This is a genomic window from Nitrospirillum goiasense (assembly GCF_034427435.1).
Classification (GTDB): Bacteria; Pseudomonadota; Alphaproteobacteria; order Azospirillales; family Azospirillaceae; genus Nitrospirillum.
This window is the reverse complement of the sequence record NZ_JAXQNP010000002.1, coordinates 1,560,142-1,579,194: the sequence shown is the minus strand read 5'-3', so window position 1 is coordinate 1,579,194 and position 19,053 is coordinate 1,560,142. Positions and strand designations below refer to the sequence as shown.

General features: G+C 67.3%; 22 protein-coding genes and 2 pseudogenes. 11 read left to right on the top strand and 13 right to left on the bottom strand.

The features are described from left to right. Positions 1–71: 71 nt before the first annotated feature. The 4 genes from ULB03_RS09820 to ULB03_RS09805 all read right to left on the bottom strand — a co-directional run bounded on the left by ULB03_RS09820 (position 72) and on the right by ULB03_RS09805 (position 2,519). A complete protein-coding gene (locus ULB03_RS09820) occupies positions 72–446 on the bottom strand; it encodes a c-type cytochrome (protein WP_322482975.1) in 375 nt (124 codons plus the stop codon). 178 nt (positions 447–624) lie between these two features. Then, a complete protein-coding gene (locus ULB03_RS09815; protein WP_322482974.1) occupies positions 625–1,125 on the bottom strand; it encodes a hypothetical protein in 501 nt (166 codons plus the stop codon). Positions 1,126–1,350: 225 nt separating this feature from the next. Then, on the bottom strand, positions 1,351–1,887 hold the full coding sequence (locus tag ULB03_RS09810) for a hypothetical protein (protein WP_322482973.1): 537 nt from the start codon (positions 1,885–1,887) through the stop codon (positions 1,351–1,353). 8 nt (positions 1,888–1,895) lie between these two features. Continuing rightward, entirely contained in the window at positions 1,896–2,519 is a 624-nt protein-coding gene (locus ULB03_RS09805; RefSeq protein ID WP_322482972.1) for a hypothetical protein, read from the bottom strand. A gap of 138 nt (positions 2,520–2,657) precedes the next feature. Between ULB03_RS09805 and gloB the strand changes: the two are divergent. The 5 genes and pseudogenes from gloB (at position 2,658) to ULB03_RS09780 (ending at position 6,792) form a co-directional block, all read left to right on the top strand. Further along, positions 2,658–3,445 (top strand): annotated as a pseudogene (gene gloB / locus ULB03_RS09800) (hydroxyacylglutathione hydrolase). Between the two features lie 39 nt (positions 3,446–3,484). Further along, positions 3,485–4,090, top strand: a complete 606-nt coding sequence (locus tag ULB03_RS09795; protein WP_322482971.1) for a glutathione S-transferase N-terminal domain-containing protein — start codon at positions 3,485–3,487, stop codon at positions 4,088–4,090. Positions 4,091–4,109: 19 nt separating this feature from the next. Further along, entirely contained in the window at positions 4,110–4,574 is a 465-nt protein-coding gene (locus tag ULB03_RS09790; RefSeq protein WP_322482970.1) for a cupin domain-containing protein, read from the top strand. A gap of 73 nt (positions 4,575–4,647) precedes the next feature. Continuing rightward, a complete protein-coding gene (gene ychF, locus ULB03_RS09785) occupies positions 4,648–5,745 on the top strand; it encodes a redox-regulated ATPase YchF (protein WP_322482969.1) in 1,098 nt (365 codons plus the stop codon). Positions 5,746–5,880: 135 nt separating this feature from the next. Continuing rightward, positions 5,881–6,792: a LysR family transcriptional regulator gene (locus tag ULB03_RS09780; protein ID WP_322482968.1), complete on the top strand. Its 912-nt coding sequence runs from the start codon at positions 5,881–5,883 to the stop codon at positions 6,790–6,792. On the opposite strand, the gene ULB03_RS09775 is transcribed toward ULB03_RS09780, so the two are convergent. Continuing rightward, positions 6,765–7,373, bottom strand: coding sequence for an AraC family transcriptional regulator (locus ULB03_RS09775; protein ID WP_322482967.1), 609 nt, complete (start codon positions 7,371–7,373; stop codon positions 6,765–6,767). The two genes, ULB03_RS09780 and ULB03_RS09775, sit on opposite strands and share 28 nt — an antisense overlap. A 44-nt stretch (positions 7,374–7,417) precedes the next feature. Further along, a pseudogene (locus ULB03_RS27405) lies at positions 7,418–7,537 on the bottom strand (cupin domain-containing protein); the annotation flags it as partial. A 93-nt stretch (positions 7,538–7,630) separates the two neighbouring features. Here ULB03_RS27405 and ULB03_RS09770 point away from each other — a divergent pair. Continuing rightward, a complete protein-coding gene (locus ULB03_RS09770; RefSeq protein ID WP_322482966.1) occupies positions 7,631–8,026 on the top strand; it encodes a VOC family protein in 396 nt (131 codons plus the stop codon). Positions 8,027–8,030: 4 nt separating this feature from the next. Here the strand turns inward: ULB03_RS09770 and ULB03_RS09765 are convergent, their stop codons facing one another. Further along, positions 8,031–8,915 carry a tetratricopeptide repeat protein gene (locus ULB03_RS09765; RefSeq protein ID WP_322482965.1) on the bottom strand — a complete coding sequence of 295 codons (885 nt, stop codon included), beginning with the start codon at positions 8,913–8,915 and terminating at the stop codon, positions 8,031–8,033. A gap of 176 nt (positions 8,916–9,091) precedes the next feature. Continuing rightward, the gene (locus tag ULB03_RS09760; RefSeq protein ID WP_322482964.1) at positions 9,092–9,643 is read right to left on the bottom strand and encodes a DUF924 family protein; all 552 of its coding nucleotides are present in this window, start codon (positions 9,641–9,643) and stop codon (positions 9,092–9,094) included. Between the two features lie 134 nt (positions 9,644–9,777). Here ULB03_RS09760 and ULB03_RS09755 point away from each other — a divergent pair, with 134 nt between their 5' ends. After that, positions 9,778–10,854 carry a YjgN family protein gene (locus tag ULB03_RS09755; RefSeq protein WP_322482963.1) on the top strand — a complete coding sequence of 359 codons (1,077 nt, stop codon included), beginning with the start codon at positions 9,778–9,780 and terminating at the stop codon, positions 10,852–10,854. Next, the gene (locus tag ULB03_RS09750; RefSeq protein WP_322482962.1) at positions 10,851–11,891 is read left to right on the top strand and encodes a M48 family metallopeptidase; all 1,041 of its coding nucleotides are present in this window, start codon (positions 10,851–10,853) and stop codon (positions 11,889–11,891) included. The genes ULB03_RS09755 and ULB03_RS09750 overlap by 4 nt, the downstream gene beginning before the upstream one ends. 77 nt (positions 11,892–11,968) lie before the next feature. On the opposite strand, the gene ULB03_RS09745 is transcribed toward ULB03_RS09750, so the two are convergent. Genes ULB03_RS09745 through petA form a run of 3 tightly spaced genes read right to left on the bottom strand, consistent with a single transcriptional unit; the run spans position 11,969 to position 14,678 of the window. Further along, positions 11,969–12,751, bottom strand: a complete 783-nt coding sequence (locus ULB03_RS09745) for a cytochrome c1 (RefSeq protein WP_322482961.1) — start codon at positions 12,749–12,751, stop codon at positions 11,969–11,971. Then, a complete protein-coding gene (locus ULB03_RS09740; protein ID WP_322482960.1) occupies positions 12,751–14,082 on the bottom strand; it encodes a cytochrome b in 1,332 nt (443 codons plus the stop codon). Before ULB03_RS09740 ends, ULB03_RS09745 begins: the two co-directional genes overlap by 1 nt. Positions 14,083–14,105: 23 nt before the next feature. After that, positions 14,106–14,678, bottom strand: coding sequence for a ubiquinol-cytochrome c reductase iron-sulfur subunit (gene petA / locus ULB03_RS09735; protein ID WP_322482959.1), 573 nt, complete (start codon positions 14,676–14,678; stop codon positions 14,106–14,108). 291 nt (positions 14,679–14,969) lie between these two features. Here petA and ULB03_RS09730 point away from each other — a divergent pair, with 291 nt between their 5' ends. Both ULB03_RS09730 and hemF read left to right on the top strand, forming a co-directional pair. Further along, positions 14,970–15,491 (top strand): tRNA (cytidine(34)-2'-O)-methyltransferase, encoded by a 522-nt coding sequence (locus ULB03_RS09730; protein WP_322482958.1) that lies wholly within the window; start codon positions 14,970–14,972, stop codon positions 15,489–15,491. A gap of 21 nt (positions 15,492–15,512) precedes the next feature. Continuing rightward, positions 15,513–16,454 (top strand): oxygen-dependent coproporphyrinogen oxidase, encoded by a 942-nt coding sequence (hemF, locus tag ULB03_RS09725; RefSeq protein WP_322482957.1) that lies wholly within the window; start codon positions 15,513–15,515, stop codon positions 16,452–16,454. A gap of 10 nt (positions 16,455–16,464) precedes the next feature. Here the strand turns inward: hemF and ULB03_RS09720 are convergent, their stop codons facing one another. Together ULB03_RS09720 and ULB03_RS09715 are read right to left on the bottom strand one after the other, a co-directional pair. Then, positions 16,465–16,629 carry a hypothetical protein gene (locus ULB03_RS09720; RefSeq protein WP_322482956.1) on the bottom strand — a complete coding sequence of 55 codons (165 nt, stop codon included), beginning with the start codon at positions 16,627–16,629 and terminating at the stop codon, positions 16,465–16,467. 469 nt (positions 16,630–17,098) lie between these two features. Next, the gene (locus ULB03_RS09715) at positions 17,099–17,647 is read right to left on the bottom strand and encodes an EF-hand domain-containing protein (protein ID WP_322482955.1); all 549 of its coding nucleotides are present in this window, start codon (positions 17,645–17,647) and stop codon (positions 17,099–17,101) included. Between the two features lie 281 nt (positions 17,648–17,928). Between ULB03_RS09715 and ULB03_RS09710 the strand changes: the two genes are divergently transcribed. Beyond that, positions 17,929–18,915 carry a hypothetical protein gene (locus tag ULB03_RS09710; RefSeq protein ID WP_322482954.1) on the top strand — a complete coding sequence of 329 codons (987 nt, stop codon included), beginning with the start codon at positions 17,929–17,931 and terminating at the stop codon, positions 18,913–18,915. The last annotated feature ends 138 nt before the right edge of the window (positions 18,916–19,053 follow it).

Below are 19,053 nucleotides of genomic sequence, written 5' to 3'. Positions count from 1 at the left end.
GCGGCGGCAGCAGTCGCGCGATCGCAACGATCCGGCCCCGACCCATTGGGATCAGGGCCGGATACCGGCGCTTACTTCAAGGTCGACAGATAGGCGATCACGTCGGCGCGGTCCTGGGGGTTGGGCAGGCCGGGGAAGGCCATGCGGTTGCCCGGCACCAAGGCCCGCGGATTGGTCAGGTAGGTGTCCAGCGTGGCGGCATCCCAGGTTTTGCCGGCGCCCTTCATGGCGGGGGAGTAGTTGAAGCCGTCTTTGCTACCGGACGCGCGGCCGACCACGCCCCACAAGTTGGGGCCCAGCTTGTCGGCGCCGTCCTTTTCGGCGCTGTGGCAAGCCTTGCAGCGCAGGAAGACTTTTTCACCCTTCACGGGATCGCCGGCCGGATCGGCGGCGGCGGAACCGGCGACGGCGATGGCCAGGAAGGCGACGGCGGCAGCAATTTTCATGGGATGGTCCCTACGGCGTTGCATGGTGTCGATCCCCGCCCTGGAACGGCGGGAGAGGCGGCGCGACCGTAGGGTGGGCGCGATGACGCTGTCAACAAACGCCCTGAAGACAGACGCCGGACCGTTTCCACACGTCCACCAGGTGGTGCCACCGGATGGTGCGTGGTGGTGCGAGGACTCAGTCGCCGGCATCCAGGCTGGCCCGCCCACCCAGGGGACCACCGCCCAGGGAGTTACCGTTGAAGGTCGCCACGCGGCCGGCCACGCGGCGGGCGGCATCAGCCCCCCGGTGCGCCAAGGTGGCCGGCGATAGGCTGCCCTGCGTGGATTGGCCGATCGGCAGCGCGGGGCGCAGGACCCACAGCACGGCCAGGGCCACCACCGCCCCCACCGCCGCCGGCAGCAGGGCCACGGCCCCCGCCACCAGGCCGGACACGACCGTCAGGTCGAACAGCATGCCGGGACGGGCGGGGGTCACCAAATGGGCCAGCAGGACGCCCACGCCGATGACCAGGACCCACACGCCCCATTGCTGGGGCGCGGCCACGGCCAGCAGGAAGCCCGCGACGGCCAGCATGACCAAGGTGCCGTCGAGGCTGGCGGACGTCAGGTCCCACAACCCGGCCACGGCGCCGAAGCCCGCGGCGGTCAGGGGAAGGAAGACTGTCTTGAGCAACATGGCGTCACGCTGATCCCGAAGGAGGAACATCCGTCCGGCCCCTACCCCGATTGGCGGCCACCATTAGGGGGCCATGGGAGGAAAGCGACCGTTGATGGCCTTATTCAGCACCGGGATTGCGGCGGAAGGCGGGCAAGGCTGGGACCATGGCAGGGCGTTTGGAGACAAGCGCACATTCCCCCCGCAAGGCGACGCATCGCCCTGCGACACCCTGCGCCACCCGTCCTACAACTCCTCCGGGTCGGTGGGGTAGAGTTCTCCGCCTTTGACCGCATAGCCCCGCTCGGGCGGGAAGCGCTGCAAGGTCTTGGACACGGCCAGCTTGGCGCTGGACGCCCACACCAGGTAGCGGCGCCCCAGACGCCAGGACGACACCACCGGCTCCGGTGCGCCCCGCGACACCATCTGGAAATTGGAATGGCTGATGGTGACGGTGAAGCCGCTGTCGTTCGGCATGCGGCGCTCGTCATAGACATACAGCAGGGCCTCATCCGCCCGCCGGGCCTCGGCCAGCCGGTCATGTTCCGTGACGCTGCTGCGCAACTGCTCAAGCTCCGCCGTCATCTTGCGCTCCTCGCGCTTCAGATCCAGGGTCAGCTTGGCCTGGCCGCGCACGGTCTGGAACAGCTCCTCCACCTGCATGCGGCGCGCGCGGGTGTCGCGCCGCATGCGCCGGATGCGCCGGGCGGTGGCGCTGGCCACCTGGCCGGCGGCGGTGAGACCGGCGGCGATGCCGAACAGCAGGGAAAAGCTGATGGTCATGGGCAGGCTCAGGACCGGGCGGGCGAGGCATCCGCCTCGTCGTGGATGACCTCATCGCCCTCTTCATCCCCCGGGCCATCCTGCGACGGCTCGCGGATCTCGATGATGTGGAAGCCCATGGAATGGGGGTAATAGCTTTCCACCAAGGTCTTGGCGTCGGCGGCGTTGGGGGCCCAGGCGTGGACGTTCTGGGTACGCGCCCAGCTGCGCGACAGGCCCAGCACCTCCTTTTGTTCCAGCACGGCCCGTTGCACATGGCGGTTGATCACCGCCGCCACGAAATGGCGGGCGGGCCGGCCGGGGCGGGAAAAGGCCTCCTCCTCCCCCAGCACGCGGATCAACTGGTCGCGCCGGGCCTCCAAATCCGCGACGCGGCGGGTGGACATGTAGTTCTGGCGGCGGGCGGACTTCAGCGCGTTGTCCAGGCGGGCGACGCGCGGCATGATCTTGGCGCCCCGGTCCTCGAACTTGCGATGCAGGATGTTCGCCTCCTGGAAGCGCTCATCCACCCGGTCCACCCCTTCGCTGAGGTGCAGGTGGCGTTCAACCAGATGGGAAACGGCCAGGGCGGCGAGGTAGGACAGCCCCGCCACCATCATAAAGATCGCCACCGCCGTCAGCAGATCACTCATAAGCCGTTTCGGTTCGGGTATGGTTGAGGGGGGACTTCCCGTGTAGGCAATCCCGGCGTTGGCGCCCTGTCAAGCGATGGTGCGGGCGGTTGCCGCAAGGATTAGCATTACATCCCACGCTGCGATAGGTTTGCGCCCATGACACCGCCCCAAAACCGCCTGGACGTCGCGCTGATCCCCGCCCTCAGCGACAACTACATCCACCTGCTGCGCTGCGGCGCCACGGGCACGGTGGCGGTTGTCGACCCGGCTGAGGCCGCCCCGGTGACGGCGGTGCTGGAGCGGCGCGGCTGGACCCTGGACCTGATCGTCAACACCCACCACCATGGCGACCATGTCGGCGGCAACCTGGACCTGAAGGCGCGCCACGGCGCCACCATCATCGGCCCCGCCGCCGACCGGGACCGTATTCCCGGCATCGACCGCGCCATCGCCGATGGCGACCACTTCACCATCGGCGCCTGTCCCTTCATTGGCATCGACGTGCCCGGACATACGCGGGGCCACATCGCCTACCATGGGGGGAGGACGCCGTGCTGTTCTCCGGCGACACGCTGTTCTCCATGGGCTGCGGACGCCTGTTCGAGGGCACGCCGGCGCAGATGTGGCACTCCCTCACCCGGCTGCGCGCCCTGCCGCCCGAAACCACTGTTTATTGCGCCCACGAATACACGGCCGGCAACGGGCGCTTCGCCCTGACGCTGGAGCCGGACAACGCCGACTTGGCGGCCCGCATGCGGGAGGTCACCGCCCTGCGCGCCGACGACCGCCCCACCCTGCCCACCACCCTGGCCGTGGAGCGGGCGACCAACCCCTTCCTGCGCGCCGACCTGCCCGCCCTGGCCGCCGCCGTGGGGTTGGAGGGTGGCGACCCGGTGGCCGTCTTCGCCGAAATCCGCCGCCGGAAAGACGATTTCCGGGGATAAGAAGCCCTTGCGTTCCAGCCTTTCCCGAAAGCCCGCCTCATGAAGCTCTTCTACAGCCAGACGTCCCCCTTCGTGCGCAAGGCGCTGATGGTCGCCCATGAGCGGGGACTGGCGTCCCGGATCGACCTGTCGCCCACCGATGTCTGGTCGCCGGAAACGGTGGTGCCCACCCTGAACCCCCTGGGCAAGATTCCGACCCTGGTGACGGATGACGGCCTGACCCTGTTCGACAGCCCGGTCGTCGCCGAATACCTGGACAGCCTGGGCACGGTGGGGCAGCCCTTGTTCCCGGCGGCGGGGCCGGCGCGCTGGCTGGCGCTGCGGCAGCAGGCCATCGCCGACGGCATGTGCGACGCCGCCATCCTGCGCCGCATGGAGGGCCTGCGGCCGGAGAACCTGCGCTCCGCCAGTTGGACGGACCGCCAGCGCCAGGCCATGACCCGCGCCGTGGACCTGCTGGAAACCGAGGTCGACCAGTTGCAGGGCCTGACCATCGGCACCCTGTCGGTGGTGATCGCCCTGGCCTACCTGGACCTGCGGTGGGAGTGCGACCACTGGCGTCAGCGGGCGCCCAAGCTGGCCACTTGGTTCACCCAGGCATCGGACCGGGAAAGCTTCCGCCTGACCGTGCCGCCGCGGGGCTGAGCCGATGGAGCCCACCTCCTTGGACGTCCCCTTGGACGCCGACAGCATCATCCGCCTGCTGGGCCTCAAGCCCCATCCCGAGGGCGGGCACTATGTGGAAACCTACCGCCACGCCCCAGCGGGTGGTGGCCGGGGTAGCTCCACCGCCATCTATTTCCTGCTGAAGGCGGGGGAGCGGTCGCACTGGCACCGGGTGCTGGATGCGGATGAGGTGTGGCACTGGCATGCCGGCGCCCCCCTGCGCCTGTCGCTGTCCGCCGACGGCCGGGCCACGGCCGAGCTGATCCTGGGCACCGACCTGCTGGCCGGCCAGCGGCCCCAGGGTGTGGTGCCGGCCGGGCAATGGCAGGCTGCCGAATCCCTGGGCGACTGGACCCTGGTCGGCTGCACCGTGGCGCCGGCGTTCGAGTTCCAGGCGTTCGAGATGGCGCCCGCCGGCTGGGTGCCCGGGAACGGCCATCCCGCCGATGGCGGATCTGCATAACGGCGGTTTGCAATCCGGCCGGCTTTGCCCGATAAACGCGGCCAAAGCGGCCCCTTACATCCAGAGTATTCCCATGGGATTCAATTGCGGCATCGTCGGCCTGCCCAACGTCGGCAAGTCGACCCTGTTCAACGCGCTGACCAGCACGGCGGCGGCGGAAGCGGCCAATTACCCCTTCTGCACCATCGAGCCCAATGTGGGCCGCGTCGGCGTGCCCGACCCGCGCCTGGACAAGCTGGCGACCATCGCCAAGTCGCAGAAGACCGTCCCCACCCAGTTGGAGTTCGTGGACATCGCCGGCCTGGTGCGCGGCGCCTCCAAGGGTGAAGGCCTGGGCAACCAGTTCCTGGCCAACATCCGCGAAGTGGACGCCATCGTCCATGTGCTGCGCTGCTTCGAGGATGGCGACATCACCCATGTCGAAGGTTCCATCGACCCCACCCGCGACGCGGAGACGGTGGAGACCGAGCTGATGCTGTCCGACATGGACAGCCTGGAGAAGCGCCTGCCCGCGCTGCAGAAGAAGGCCAAGGGCGGCGACAAGGAATCGAAGATCTTCGCCGACCTGATCGAGCGCGCGCTGGTCGTGCTGCGCGACGGCAAGCCCGCCCGCGTGGCCGAGGTGTCGGAGGAGGAGCGGCCGTATTGGCGCCAGCTCCAGCTGCTGACCGCCAAGCCCGTGCTGTACGTCTGCAATGTCGAAGAGGCGTCCGCCGCCACCGGCAACAGCCTGTCGGCCAAGGTGGCCGAGATGGCCAAGGCCCAGGGTGCCGTGTCGGTCGTCATCTCCGCCGCCATCGAATCGGAACTGGCGCAGTTGAGCGATGAGGACAAGGCCGAGTACCTGTCCTCCCTGGGGCTGGAGGAGCCGGGCCTGAACCGCCTGATCCGCGCCGGCTACGGCCTTTTGAACCTGCTGACCTTCTTCACCGTCGGCCCGAAGGAAGCCCGCGCCTGGACCGTGCGCCGCGGCGCCAAGGCGCCGGAGGCCGCCGGGGTCATCCACACCGACTTCGAACGCGGCTTCATCAAGGCCGAGACGGTGGACTTCGACAGCTACGTCACCCTGGGCGGCGAAACCGGCGCCAAGGATGCCGGCAAGCTGCGCATCGAAGGCAAGGAATACGTCGTCAACGACGGCGACATCTTCCATTTCCGGTTTAATGTCTGATACCTCGGAGCGGCGGGCGGAAGGCCCGTTTCGCTAACGGAATGAGAAAGGCGGCGGGTCATACCGGCCGCCTTTCTCTTTGCCCGGCGCGTCCACACCGATACCCTGTTCGGGCAAGCGAACAACGGTGCCCCCATGCCCGCGCCCAACCTGGCCGACCTGGACCTGTTCCTGGCCGTGGCCCGCCACCGCAGCTTCCGCCGCGCCGCCAAGGAGCGGGGCGTCGCCCCCTCCACCCTCAGCCTGGCGCTGAAACGGCTGGAGGAGGATTTGGGCGTCCGCCTGCTGAACCGCACGACGCGCAGCGTCACCCCGACCGAGGCGGGCCAGCGGCTGGTGGCCCGGCTGGCGCCAGTGTTCACCGAGGTGGCGGAGTCGCTGGATGAGGTGAACAGCTTCCGCGACACGCCCACGGGCCTCTTGCGCCTGAACGTGCCCGTCGTCGTGTCGTCGCTGACCCTGGCGCCGCTGGTGCCCCGTTTTCTCGCGGCCTATCCCGGCATCACGCTGGAGATCATCGAGAACAACGCCTTCGTCGATGTCTTCGCCGAGGGCTTCGACGCCGGCATCCGCTATGGCGAGGCGCTGGCCCAGGACGTGGTGGCCGTGCCCATCAGCCCGCCGCAGCGCTATGTCCTGGCGGCATCACCGGACCTGATCGCGCGCGAGGGTCTGCCCGGTCATCCGCGCGACCTGATCGGCCGCCCCTGCCTGCGCCACCGCTTCGCCGACGGCGCCGCCCTGCCCTGGGAGTTCGAGCGGGGGGATGAGGTGGTGCGTATCGTGCCCGACGGGCGCCTGGTGGGAAACAGCGTGCCCATCGCCGTCAGCGCGGCGGAGGCTGGACTGGGTTGGATCTGCACCTTCGAAGGTTTCCTGGCCCCGTCCTTGGCCACCGGGCGGCTGGTGCCGGCGTTGCAGGATTGGCTGCCCCCCTTCCCCGGCCCGTATCTCTACTATCCCAGCCGCCGCCACGTGCCGGCCCCCTTGCGCGCCTTCATCGACTTCATGCGCCAGACCTATGAGGCCGAGATGGGGGCGCGGTAGCGTGATGGCGTCACGCCCAGGCGGCGGCGGAAGGCGCTGACGAAGGCGCTGGTGCTGGCGTACCCCGCCTCCAGCCCGGCCTCCGTGACAGACAGGCCGCTTCCCAGCAGGCTGGCGGCGTGCAGCACGCGCAGGCGCTGCCGCCATTCGCCGAAGCGCTGGCCCGTCTCTTCCATGAACAGGCGTTGCAGGGTGCGGGCGCTGGCGCCCGCGGCGGCGCCCAGCGCATCCAGGTCGGAGTCATCGGCGGGATCACGGCGCAGGCGTTCAGCCACCGCCAGGGCCCGGCGGTCGCGCGGCCAAGGCAGCGACAGGGGCAGCCGTTCCGCCGCCACCAGCCGGTCCATCAGCACCCCCGCCAGCCGCGCCTGGTCCGCGTGATCGGCGCGCAGCATGCCCACGGACACCACATGCAGGATCAGTTCGCGCAGCAGCGGCGCCACGCCCAGCACCTGGCAGGCGGTGGGCAAGGCATCGGGCAAGGCGCCGGCGTCGGCCGCCAGGGCGGGGGCGATGTACAGGGTGCGCATGGCGACGGCGCCGCGCATGTCCACCGCATGGCCGGCCCCGGGGGCAGCCACACCGCCTGCGCCGGCGGCACCAGCCAGACGACGTCGCCCGCCGTCACCCGCATGACACCGCGCGCGGCGTACAGCAGTTGGCCCCAGTCATGCCGGTGCGTGTGCAGGCGATGGCCATCGCTGAAGGTCAGGGCCAGGCTGCGGATGAGGAAGGGGTCGGCCATGTTGGCGCCTTTGCGACATAGATCGTCATCCTAGCGCAAGACGGCCAAGCCCGCCTACGGCATCATCCAGTCATTCCCACCACGGAGGTCCCCATGGCCAACCACCTGCGCTTCTTCGCCATCCATGCCGAGGATGTGGAGCGCGCCAAGGCGTTCTATGAGGCGGTGTTCGACTGGCGCATCACCCCCTGGGGGCCACCGGGCTTTTACCTGATCCAGACCGGGGCGGAGGGGGAGCGGGCCGTGGGCGGCGCCCTGCAGCAACGGCACGAACCCGTGACCGGCACGGGCATGAAGGGCTTTGAATGCACCGTGGGCGTGGATGACCTGGACGCCATCATGGCCAAGGTGACGGCCCATGGCGGCACCATCGCGATGCCGCCCTACACCATCGACGGCGTGGGCCGCCTGATCTATCTGGAGGACACGGAGGGCAACCGGGTCGGCGCCATGCAGTACGACCCGGCCTACGCCGCCGCGTTCTTCTGAAACCTCACCAGTTGCTGCTGTCGCTGCTGCTGCCGCTATCGAAGCTGCTGGACGACGCACCGCCGTCCGACGACCCGCCCCAGCCATCGCTGGACGAGCTGCCGGAATTGAAGCTGGGGTCCGGCCGGCGCTCCGTCTCATAGACCCGGTTTTCCGTGACGTTGTTCACCACCGTCTCGTGGATCACGGTGTCGTGGCGATGGCCACCGGACATCAGTTCCCCCACGACCATGCCGGTCAGGAAGCCGGAGCCGCTGTTGTCCTGCACCACCACCGGGGCATAGCCGGGCTGGCCGTAGACAGGGGGCGCCGATTGGGGATAGGGCGGCGGCACCGGGCCGGTGGCCGGGCGATAGCCGCCGCCATAGGCCGGGCGGCGGGTGCGGAACACCATGAAGATGGCCAGGGCCGCCAGCAGGAGGCCACCCACCACCAGGATGACGGTCATGCCGCCGTCGTCGGAGGGCTTGGGTGCCGGGGCCGGCGGGTGGGACACCGCCTGCGACGCGACGGGCGCGGCGAGCTTGGGCTCCGGGGTGGGCTTGGGCGCCGGGGCGGGTTCCGCCGCCGCCGGCTTCAGGAAGGACTGTTCGCGCGCCAGATGCTGCTGGAACGTCTCCGGGCTGCGCGCGAAATGCAGGGTCGGGTCGATCTTGCGGGCCAGTTCCAGTTCGCCCACGGCGTCCTGGTGCAGGCCCTCCATGCCCAGCACCTCGCCCAACTCATAATGGGCGCGGGCGCTGTCGCCATGCTCGCGGATGGCGTCGCGCAGCATGTGTTCGGCCGCCGGCAGGTCACCGGCGTCCACCGCCTTCTTCACCTGCTCCGGCGTCGCGGCGGCCCAGGCCGGGACGCTGGCCCCCAACAGCAGCCCCAGACCGACACCCATTAAAATTCCATTCAAGGTCAGTGCCTTGGTGTACGCGTTCATCTCATGCTCCCCGCGATGGGTCCGGTCGAACCCTTCGGTGGGGATGGTAACGGCGATGACGGATCGGTCATAGAACCACTTTAGGACGTGCCCATCTGCGGGATGGCCTGCGGCTGTCCGCCGCACCCCCTCCGTCAGAAGCCGGCCCCCGGCTGGTCCAGATACTCCCGTTCCGCCGCCGTGCAGGCGCGGCCCAGGATGCCGTTGCGGTGGGGGAAGCGGCCGAAGCGGCGGATGACCTCGCGATGCCGCTCGGCATGGTCCAGGTGATCGCCGGCCCCGATGCGCTCCGCCACCAGGGCGACGCAGCAATCCTGCAGCACGATCTCCTCGGCATGCTCGAACGGCAGGTAGAAGAAGACACGCCGCTCCACCGGCTGTTCCAAATCCTGCGCCCGGGCCACGGCGCGGGTGGCCAGTTCTTGCGCCCGCCCGTCCGTGGCGAAGGCCAGGGCGTCACCCCGGAAGATGTTGCGCGGCACCTGGTCCAGCAGGATCAGCAAGGCCAAGGCCCCGTCCGACGTGCCGGCCCAGGCGTCCAGCGCCCCCTCGGCCGCCGCGTGGTAGCTGTCGGCCAGCCGGTCGCGGACGCGCGCATCGATGTCCGCCCCGCCCTCGAACCAATCGTCCGGCGTCAGATCCCCGAACCAAAAGGCCAAGACCTCCGCCGCCGTCAGCACACCCATGCCGCCCATCCTTCAAGGATTGCCGAATTCATGCAACGGCTCATCCGGCGCGTGTATCGCTTACATAAAATTACGTTAGAGTGGTGACGTGGCTTGCTTTTGGGGAAGTGGCCGCGCCAGCACATGGGGGAACAATGCCTGACTCTGTCGATGTGTCCAGCGCCGCAGACTACCCGGCGCATCGCGAGCTGTACACCTTCCGCTTCCACGGAACAGGCCGCGAGTATTTCCCGATCTGGATCGTGAACGTATTGCTGTCCATCGTCACCCTGGGCGTTTATTCCGCCTGGGCCAAGGTGCGGACCCAGCGCTATTTCCACGAGGCGACGGAGTTGGATGGTTCGCGCTTTGGGTATCATGGCGCGCCTTTAGCCATCCTGATCGGCCGGGCCATCGCTTTGTGCCTGCTGGTGCCGTACGTCATCCTGAATCACCAGCAATCGCTCTACGCGTTCATCCCTCTGGGCGTGTTTCTGCTACTGATGCCCTGGATGGCCGTCCGGGCCTTACGCTTCCGCCTGCGCGTCACCTCCTACCGGGGCGTGCGGTTCGGCTTTTCCCATGCGCCGGACGCCCTGAAGGGGGCGTACATATGTTATCTGGGACTGCCGTTCCTGAGCGTGTTCACGGGGGGCCTGCTCTACCCCTACGTTCTGCATCAGCAGCATCGGTGGCGCATTGATAATTGCCATTATGGCGACACCCCCCTGCGCATGGTGCCTGCGACACGGCAGTTTTACAAAATTGCGCTGTTGCTGCTGGCGATCTTCATTCCCTTGAGCCTGCTGGCCGTTCTGACGATCCTGGTGTTGGTCAATATCCTGGGACCACAGCTGGCGCCGCTCGCCAGCCTGCCCTTCACCTATGGCGCCGGCGTCATCCTGGTCGCGCTGGGCGGCGCGCTCATGCACAAGACGGCGTACGCGAACACGACGCTGGGCAGCGGGGCGGACGCCGTGCATGTCGACGTAGCTTGGGAGCGGGCGGAATTGCTGGGGCTTTACCTCACCAACGTCCTGCTGTTGGGTTGCACCGTGGGGCTGGCCTATCCCTGGGTGCGTTGCCGTACCGCCCGTTACATGCTGGAACGCATCACCCTGCGGGCACCCAACGGCTTGAATCACTTCACAGACAGCACCGGCAAGACACCCGACGCTGTGGGCGACCAAGTCTCGTCCCTGTTCGACATCGACGTGGGAATCGGATTTTGACGCAGCCTGCCATGGCGGAAACCCCGCCCCAATTCACCGGCCGCTTGGTCGTCGCCGGCTCCTCCCGCGCGGTGACGGTACCGGTAACCGCCAGCGCCGAGGGCCTGCATCTGGGAATGGAGTTCATACCCGCGCCTGTAATCACCATCGTACCGCCTGTGGGCGGCAATTGCTGGCGCTTCCGGCTGGCTGACGGCCGCGTGCTTGAAATGCTCGATGGGGGACGGGTGCTGGCCGAGACACTGGGCCACCGCGAAGGTTGGCGCGACCGGTTGGAAAAGTCATGGCGCGTCGCACTCCTGTCCCTGCCGGTCATCCTGGCGGCCGGCGCTGCCACTTGGTTCTGGGGCGTGCCCCTGGCCGCCGACCAAGTTGCCGACATGGTCCCGCTTGAAGTGGAGCGGAGCATCAGCGACCAGGCCCTGCAACTCCTCCTGCAAGGCAAGGATACGGACACCAAGGTGCCGTTGGAGCGGCAGAAGGCGTTGCAGCGCACCCTGGCCGCAATGGTGGGCCCGGATAACGCAGCCCATTACTGGCTGTCTTTTCTGAATTCCCCCATCATCGGCCCCAACGCCTTCGCTTTGCCCGGCGGCGACATCGTCGTCACGGACCAACTGGTGGACCTGCTGGATGACGAGGAAATCGCGGCCGTGCTGGCACATGAGGTGGGTCATGTGCAGCATCGCCACGGCCTGCGCATGGCCTTGCGCGCCAGTGGCATGTCCGTGCTGGCCGCCGCCACGCTGGGCGACATGGGCAGCGCAGGTCAGCTTCTGCTGGCGACGCCGGTGCTGTTGACCACGCTGCACTACACCCGGGGCTTCGAAGCGGAGGCGGACGCCGCAGCCCTCGCCTGGCTGACGCGGGATGGGCGCAGCCCCTGCGCCTTTGCCCGCGCCTTGCGCAAAATCGTGGCCAGTCCCGCAGTGAAGGGGGCGGGCGGGGATGGCGCCATCCCAAGCTGGCTGAGATCCCACCCCATGACGGAGGAGCGGCTGCGCCCCTTCGACGCCGCCTGCCCGGCCAAGATCTGATCGATTCCCCGCCAAATAAGAAAGGGCGCCCCGGTCATCCCGAGGCGCCCTTTTCACTTTCCCATCAGGGGACCGGCTTAGTGCTGGTCCGCCCACACGGCGCGCTTGGCGGCATAGAGGATGCCGGCCAGCACGATCAGGAAGATCATGACCTTCAGGCCCATTTCGTGGCGGGCTTCCAGGTTGGGCTCGGCGGCCCAAGCGAGGAAGGTGGCCACGTCCTTGGCCTGCTGCTCCACCGTGGCCTTGGTGCCGTCGGCGAAGGTAACGCCACCGTCCGACAGGGGCGGCGGCATGGCGATGACATGGCCGGGGAAGGCCTTGTTGTAGTTGCCGCCCGACGGGACGGTGAAGCCGGCCGGGGCCGGCTCGAAGCCCGTCATCAGGGCGACGATGTAATCCTCACCCCCCTTGCGCGCCTTCACGATCAGCGACAGGTCCGGCGGGGCCTTGCCGCCGTTGGCGGCGGCGGCGGCCTTCTCGTTGGGGAACGGGGCCTTGAAGTGGTCGGCCGGCACGCCCTTGCGGGTGAACATCTCACCCTCGTCATTGGGCCCGTCGGTCATGTCGTAGCCGGCGGCGATGGCGGTGATCTCCGCCTCGTTGTACCCCAGCGCGCTGAGGTTGCGGTACGACAGCAGGTTCATGGAATGGCAGGCGGAGCAGACTTCCTTGTAGACCTGGAAGCCGCGCTGCAGCGCCTTGCGGTCGAAGGTGCCGAAGATGTTGCTGAAACCGCGGGTGACGGCACCGTGGCTCCACTCGTTCTTCGGGTACTCCATCTCTTCGCTGGCGACCGCGGGGGCGGCCGCAGCGACGGCGACGAGACCGGCAAGGATCAGGGACCGAAGACGACGCATCAGGCTTTCTCCATCGGCTTGGCGGCGGCACCGGCGGCGGTGGCCCCACCACCCAGGACGGGCTTGGCGATGCTGGCCGGCAGCGGCAGGGGCTTCTCGATCAGGCCGACGAACGGCAGCGAGAGGAAGAAGCCGAAGTAGACGAGGGTGGCGAACTGGCCGACATAGACCAGCGGGATTTCCAGGCCCCCCAGGTGCCAGGCGGCGTCGGCCGTCTGGGCGCCCACGTACATCAGCAGGAAGAAGGCGACCAGGAAGGCCAGGATGCCCTTCTTGAAGATGGGACGGAAGCGGGCGCTGCGCACCGGCGAGGTGTCCAGCCAGGGCAGGACGAACAGGATGGCGATGGAGCCGAACATGGCGATGACGCCGCCCAGCTTGGCCTCGATCAGCTTCAACCCGGTGAAGGGGATGGAGATGTCGAAGGTGATGGAGCGCAGGATCGCGTAGTAGGGCAGGAAGTACCACTCCGGCACGATGTGCGGCGGGGTCACCATCGGGTTCGCCTGGATGTAGTTGTCCGGCTCGCCGAAGAAGTTGGGGGCGTAGAAGACGAAGGCGGCGAAGATGGCCAGGTACACCACCGTGCCGAAGCTGTCCTTCACCGTGTAGTAGGGGTGGAAGGGCAGCGTGTCCTGCGGGCCCTTGGGCTCCACACCCAGCGGGTTGTTGGACCCGGTGATGTGCAGGGCCGCGACGTGCAGGAACACGACCGCGGCAATGACGAAGGGCAGCAGGTAGTGCAGGGCGAAGAAGCGGTTCAGCGTCGGGTTGTCGACGGAGAAGCCGCCCCACAGCAGGGTCACGATGTCCTGGCCCACCAGCGGCAGGGCCGAGAACAGGTTGGTGATGACGGTGGCGCCCCAGAAGCTCATCTGGCCCCACGGCAGCACGTACCCCATGAAGGCCGTGGCCATCATCAGCAGGAAGATCACCACACCGATCATCCACAGCAGCTCACGCGGCTTCTTGTAGGAGCCGTAGTAGAGACCGCGGAAGATGTGGATATAAACGGCGATGAAGAAGAACGACGCGCCGTTCATGTGGATGTAGCGGATCAACCAGCCGAAGTTCACGTCGCGCATGATGCGCTCGACGGAGTTGAAGGCCAGGTTGGTGTTGGGCGTGTAATGCATCGCCAGCACGATGCCGGAGACGATCATCGTCACCAGCATGATCATGGCGATGGCACCGAAGTTCCAGAAGTAGTTGAAGTTACGCGGGGTGGGAAACACCCCGTATTCCTTCTGGATCATGGTGAAGATCGGCAGCCGCTGGTCGAGCCAGTTGACCACCGGGTTTTTGAAAGAGGATGAAGGGCCGTGAGCCATTTCTCGCTCCCTGGGGGTCCGGCTTAGCCGATACGGATCGAAGTGTCGGTCTTGAACGCGTAGCTGGGCACTTCCAGGTTACGCGGCGCGGGACCCTTGCGGATGCGGCCGGACGTGTCGTAGACCGAACCATGGCAGGGGCAGAACCAGCCGCCGTACTCGCCACGGGGATCGGAATTCTTCTGGCCCAGCGGGATACAGCCCAGGTGGGTGCAGATGCCGACGACGATCAGCCATTCCGGCTTCTTGGCGCGGGAGGCGTCCGTCTGGGGGTCGCGCAATTCGGAGACGTTCACGTCCACGGCCGACTTGATTTCCTCAGGCGTGCGGTGGCGGATGAACACCGGCTTGCCGCGCCAGGTGACGGTGATGGATTGGCCCACCTGCACCGGCGTCAGATCCACGTCGGTGCTGGCCAGGGCCAGGGTATCCGCCGCGGGATTCAGGCTGTCGATGAAGGGCCAAGCCGTGACGGCGGCGCCCACGACACCGGTCGCGGCGGCAGCAAGATAGATAAAGTCGCGACGTGTAGGATCCCCGCCGCTGTGAGAGCCGCTCCCCGGCCCGTGACCGGCCGTTTGGGTCGTGTCCGCCATACCAAGCTTCTCCTCGAAGTCAGGGGCACCTGAAAACGCCCCGGCGCCCGCCTCACAAGGGTTTCCCAATATTGTTATAACCTTATGCTGAGCGAACCTGCCTTGCGCAGGTGCACCCGAGAATAAGGTTGACGGCCGGCGTCTTGTCCGGTCGCGGTAAATCCATATACATGCGCCCCCGTGGCTTGGGAAGCGTGTGAATGCAGCCCCGGCTCTATTCTTAGCTGCACAAACGAAAGGTTTGGCGGCCGAAGAGCTAGTCTTTCCAACACCTTACCGGACTACTTTCCCGTGCGCATCGCCCTTTACCAACCTGACATCCCCCAGAACGCCGGAACCTTGATGCGCCTTGGCGCCTGCTTGAATGTGGGCATCGACATCATCGAGCCGTGTGGATTCGTTTTGGACGATAAACGCCTGCGCCGGTCGGGCATGGACTACCTAGAGGGTGTGGACCTGGTGCGCCACACGTCCTGGGCGGCGTTCGAGACCCGTCGGCGGGCGAACGGTCAATCCGGGGGTGACGCAGGGCAGCCCCGCCCCAAGCAGGGTGCGGCACAGGGTGCGCTCATGCCGCGCCTGCTGCTGCTGACCACCCGGGCCGCCGTGTGTTACACCGATTTCGTCTTCCAGTCGGACGACATCCTGCTGCTGGGCCGGGAATCGGCCGGCGTGCCGGAGGAGGTTCACACCGCCGCCGACGCGCGCCTCGCCATTCCCATGCGCCCGGGCTTGCGCTCCCTCAACGTCGCCATGGCCGCCGCCATGGTGGTGGGTGAGGCCATACGCCAGCTGGACGCCTGGCCCCGCTGACCCACTCCGGAACCCCGACCGATGACCGACATCCCTCTGTCCGCCAGCCCCCTGTCCCCGCACGCGCAGGCGGGCGACGCCCCCCTCGCCGAGCAGCGCAAGGCGCGGGCCGCCGCCTGGTTCCAGGACCTGCGCGACCGCATCTGCGCCGCCTTCGAGGCCATCGAGGATGAGGCGGCCGACCTGCCCGCCTATGGCGAGGGCGCGCCTGGACGGTTCGAGCGCAAGTCGTGGGACCGCCCGGATGCGGATGGCCAGACCAAGGGCGGCGGCGGTGTCATGTCGCTGATGCGCGGCCGGGTGTTCGAGAAGGTGGGCGTCAACATCTCCACCGTCCACGGCACCTTCAGCGAGGAATTCCGCGCCCAGATTCCTGGGGCCGGGGCCACCGGCCAGTTCTGGGCCAGCGGCATCAGCCTGGTGGCGCACATGCGCAGCCCCCTGGTGCCGGCGGTCCATATGAACACCCGCCACCTGGTGACGCAGGAGGCCTGGTTCGGCGGCGGCTCAGACCTGACGCCCATGTTCCTGGACAGCGCCGAAACGGCGGAGGACGCCGCCACCTTCCACGCGGCGTTGAAGGCGGCCTGCGACGCGCATGGCGCCGACTACTACGCCCGCTTCAAGGAGTGGTGCGACCGCTACTTCTTCCTGCCCCACCGCAATGAGCCGCGCGGCATCGGCGGCATCTTCTACGACCGGCACGACACCGGCGACTGGGAAGCCGACTTCGCCTTCACCAAGGCCGTGGGCCAGGCCTTCCTGGAGGTCTATCCCCAGATCGTGCGCCGCCGCATGCACCTGCCCTGGACCGAGGCGCAGCGCCACCACCAGCTCGTGCGCCGGGGCCGCTATGTCGAGTTCAACCTGCTCCACGACCGGGGCACCCTCTTCGGCCTGAAGACCGGCGGCAACATCGAGGCCATCCTGATGAGCCTGCCGCCCGAGGTGAAGTGGCCTTGATGCCCCTCGATTAAAAGAAAAAGGCGGATGGACCCGGCGGGCCAACCATGAAGACGGCAGTGAATTGGCTATCGGCGATTTTTATGTTGTCGCCGCTTTTGGCTTTGGCTTGGCTCATGGCCGTCGCCCCCAACTGGCCCATGGCCGGCTCGCTGCCACTCCCCATCGTGGCCATCCTTGGTGGAATCCTGCTGACTCTATTCGGTCTGCCGCTGACTTTTTACACCGGAGCGATCGTGAAGACGCTGGCGGATATGATTGCGGTGGTTTTCGTCGTCTGGCCGTTTGGCGCCCTCGCCTGGCTCGTTGCCGGCCAACCGAATTGGCCCCTGGTCGGCAGGACGCCTCTGCCCGTCATTCTCGCGATATTAGGCCTCCCGCTTTTCGTCATGGGCCTCTCCCGATGCGTTTTCAGGCTCATACGGCTTCGGGGCTTGCAAGTGTCAGGCAATGGGGCCCTGGGAGATGATCCCAGGACCCGATAAAAAGAGCCGGTCGACGGAAGGGGAAAGGAGGCCGCCATTCCGCCCGTCGCGCCACACGACTAGCACGCCGCCGACCGGCTGGTCGGTGCCCTGTCTAAACGGGGGCGTGGACTCCGCATCGTCCAGGCCCCAGGCACCGATAGGAACTCAGAAACACATTCAGGGCGCCTTGCTGGCCGCCTCCGCCGTCTTGTCGGCCGCCGCTTTGTCAGACTGGGCCTGATCCAGCAGGGGTTTGAAAGCCGCCGCCAGGGCAACGTCGGCCCGGTCCACCTTCTGGTCGCCGTTCTTGTCGTGGAAGCCGAACATGCGCCAGCCCGACGCCATGAACTCCTCCCGCGACATCTTCTGGTCCCCGTCCAGGTCGATGGCGACGAAGCGGATATGGGTCTGCTTCAGCTGCTGGGCCTTGCGTTCCGCCGGCACGTTTTCCTTGGTCAGGCGCGCCTCGAACTCGGCGGTGTATTCCGCCTCGCTCACCCAGCCGTCGCCGTTGGCGTCCAGCGCCGCGAACTGCTGGTCCCGTACCGCCTGGTATTCCTGGGCGGTGACCACGCCATCGCCATCGCGGTCATGCTGCTTGATGAAACTGGCGATGTCGTGGGACGCCGCGCGGGCCACACCGTTGGCCAGGAAGGCGGCGCCGACCAGAGCGGTCGCGGCAAAACGGGCCGAGCTTCGGGTTAAGGCGCTGCGGGTGGAGGCCATGACGGAAATCCTTGGGCAGTCACAGGCGGGAAGGCAGGCATCGCCGAGGACGGCGGGGCGTTAGACCGCGACCTCGACACTGGCGATCGCGGCGGCGTCCAGTCCCCTAAGCCGCGTCCGTCAGCGTGTGGCACCATCAATAATGATAGTCATTCTCATTTGCAAGCCTGAATTTCTCACGCGTCTCGGATTTGGGTTTTCTATCCTAAAGAGAAAAAGTTTTAGGTGTGCGCTCGTGTATATAGGCGCCAGCGCCACAACCATGACGAGAGACGCCCACCATGAGCACGCCGACCGTCACCTACACCGATATCTTCGCCCCCAATTACTCCGTCACTGGCATTCGTCAGGACGGCGGTGACGGCCATCCGGTCGTCATCACCGGCAGCTATGAGACCAGCGCGGGCGCACCGCCGCAAGGCCTGCTGTACCGCGGGCCGCTGTCCCCCACCGACAGCGACGGCTACATCTTCCTGACGCCCACCTTTGCGGGGCAGACCGTCACCTCATCCATTTTCTACGGCCCCAACACCCCCCTGTTCGACCCCACGCTGGGCAAGGGCGACATCCGGGCGGTGGGCAGCTACAAGTACAGCGCGGGCGGCGAGGCCGACCACGGCATGATGTACCAGGGCGCCACGGACGGGTCCGGCGCCTGGACCCAGATCACGGTGCCTTCGGACGTGGCCGGCGGCACCGTGTCCAACACCATTCCCCACAGCACCATGGGCGACCTGGTCGTGGGCAACTATGACCTGGCGGGCCAGCCGGGCTCGGGCAACGGCTTCATCTACAATCTGAAGACCGGCGCCGTTCAGGTGCTGGACATTGGCGCCCTGGCCACGCTGTACGGTATTTGGCAAAACAGCGCCGAGGGCCCCGCCGCCTACACGGTGGCCGGCGGCTACAAGGACGGCACGGGCGTGAACGTGGGCTTGCTGGCCGATTACGACCCGACCACCGGCGCCCTTAGCAACATCACGAAGCTGAGCTATGAGGGCAAGCCCGGCCTCATCACCCATTTCGAGGGCATCACCGGCGTCCCCGGCGGCTTCGCCTTGGCGGCCACCGGCGACGCCGGGGCGGCCTTCGCCCATGTCGAGCGTCTGAAGGATGGCGGCTTCGGGCCCGCGCGCTGGTTCGCCAGCACCAATCCCGCCACCACCGGCCTCTGCACCGCCAATTCCATCCTGGAGAACACGCTGATCGGCATCTATCAGCCGGCCAGCGGCGGTATCCAAAGCTACGCCGCCACCCTGACCGAGTAAGCCCGGAATCGGCGCCATCCGCATCGGCACCATCCGTTGACAGCCCCGCCGGCCCATGCAACGCTGAAACCCGCCGTTGGACGCGGTTTCACCGGGGTCGGCGGCCTGTCAGGGAAATTCCATGGAAGCGGGGTGAAC

Bases quoted from the DNA above. Each gene is read 5' to 3' on its own strand.
- ULB03_RS09780 (WP_322482968.1), top strand. From the start codon at position 5,881: ATGCCCGCGCCCAACCTGGCCGACCTGGACCTGTTCCTGGCCGTGGCC.
- ULB03_RS09715 (WP_322482955.1), bottom strand. From the start codon at position 17,647: ATGGCCTCCACCCGCAGCGCCTTAACCCGAAGCTCGGCCCGTTTTGCC.
- ULB03_RS09820 (WP_322482975.1), bottom strand. From the start codon at position 446: ATGAAAATTGCTGCCGCCGTCGCCTTCCTGGCCATCGCCGTCGCCGGT.
- ULB03_RS09760 (WP_322482964.1), bottom strand. From the start codon at position 9,643: ATGGGTGTGCTGACGGCGGCGGAGGTCTTGGCCTTTTGGTTCGGGGAT.
- ULB03_RS09755 (WP_322482963.1), top strand. From the start codon at position 9,778: ATGCCTGACTCTGTCGATGTGTCCAGCGCCGCAGACTACCCGGCGCAT.
- ULB03_RS09795 (WP_322482971.1), top strand. From the start codon at position 3,485: ATGAAGCTCTTCTACAGCCAGACGTCCCCCTTCGTGCGCAAGGCGCTG.
- ULB03_RS09710 (WP_322482954.1), top strand. From the start codon at position 17,929: ATGAGCACGCCGACCGTCACCTACACCGATATCTTCGCCCCCAATTAC.
- ULB03_RS09765 (WP_322482965.1), bottom strand. From the start codon at position 8,915: ATGGGTGTCGGTCTGGGGCTGCTGTTGGGGGCCAGCGTCCCGGCCTGG.
- ULB03_RS09815 (WP_322482974.1), bottom strand. From the start codon at position 1,125: ATGTTGCTCAAGACAGTCTTCCTTCCCCTGACCGCCGCGGGCTTCGGC.
- ULB03_RS09810 (WP_322482973.1), bottom strand. From the start codon at position 1,887: ATGACCATCAGCTTTTCCCTGCTGTTCGGCATCGCCGCCGGTCTCACC.
- ULB03_RS09720 (WP_322482956.1), bottom strand. From the start codon at position 16,629: ATGGCCACGATGGGGAGTGGCAGCGAGCCGGCCATGGGCCAGTTGGGG.
- ULB03_RS09745 (WP_322482961.1), bottom strand. From the start codon at position 12,751: ATGCGTCGTCTTCGGTCCCTGATCCTTGCCGGTCTCGTCGCCGTCGCT.
- ULB03_RS09740 (WP_322482960.1), bottom strand. From the start codon at position 14,082: ATGGCTCACGGCCCTTCATCCTCTTTCAAAAACCCGGTGGTCAACTGG.
- petA (WP_322482959.1), bottom strand. From the start codon at position 14,678: ATGGCGGACACGACCCAAACGGCCGGTCACGGGCCGGGGAGCGGCTCT.
- ULB03_RS09805 (WP_322482972.1), bottom strand. From the start codon at position 2,519: ATGAGTGATCTGCTGACGGCGGTGGCGATCTTTATGATGGTGGCGGGG.
- ychF (WP_322482969.1), top strand. From the start codon at position 4,648: ATGGGATTCAATTGCGGCATCGTCGGCCTGCCCAACGTCGGCAAGTCG.
- ULB03_RS09770 (WP_322482966.1), top strand. From the start codon at position 7,631: ATGGCCAACCACCTGCGCTTCTTCGCCATCCATGCCGAGGATGTGGAG.
- hemF (WP_322482957.1), top strand. From the start codon at position 15,513: ATGACCGACATCCCTCTGTCCGCCAGCCCCCTGTCCCCGCACGCGCAG.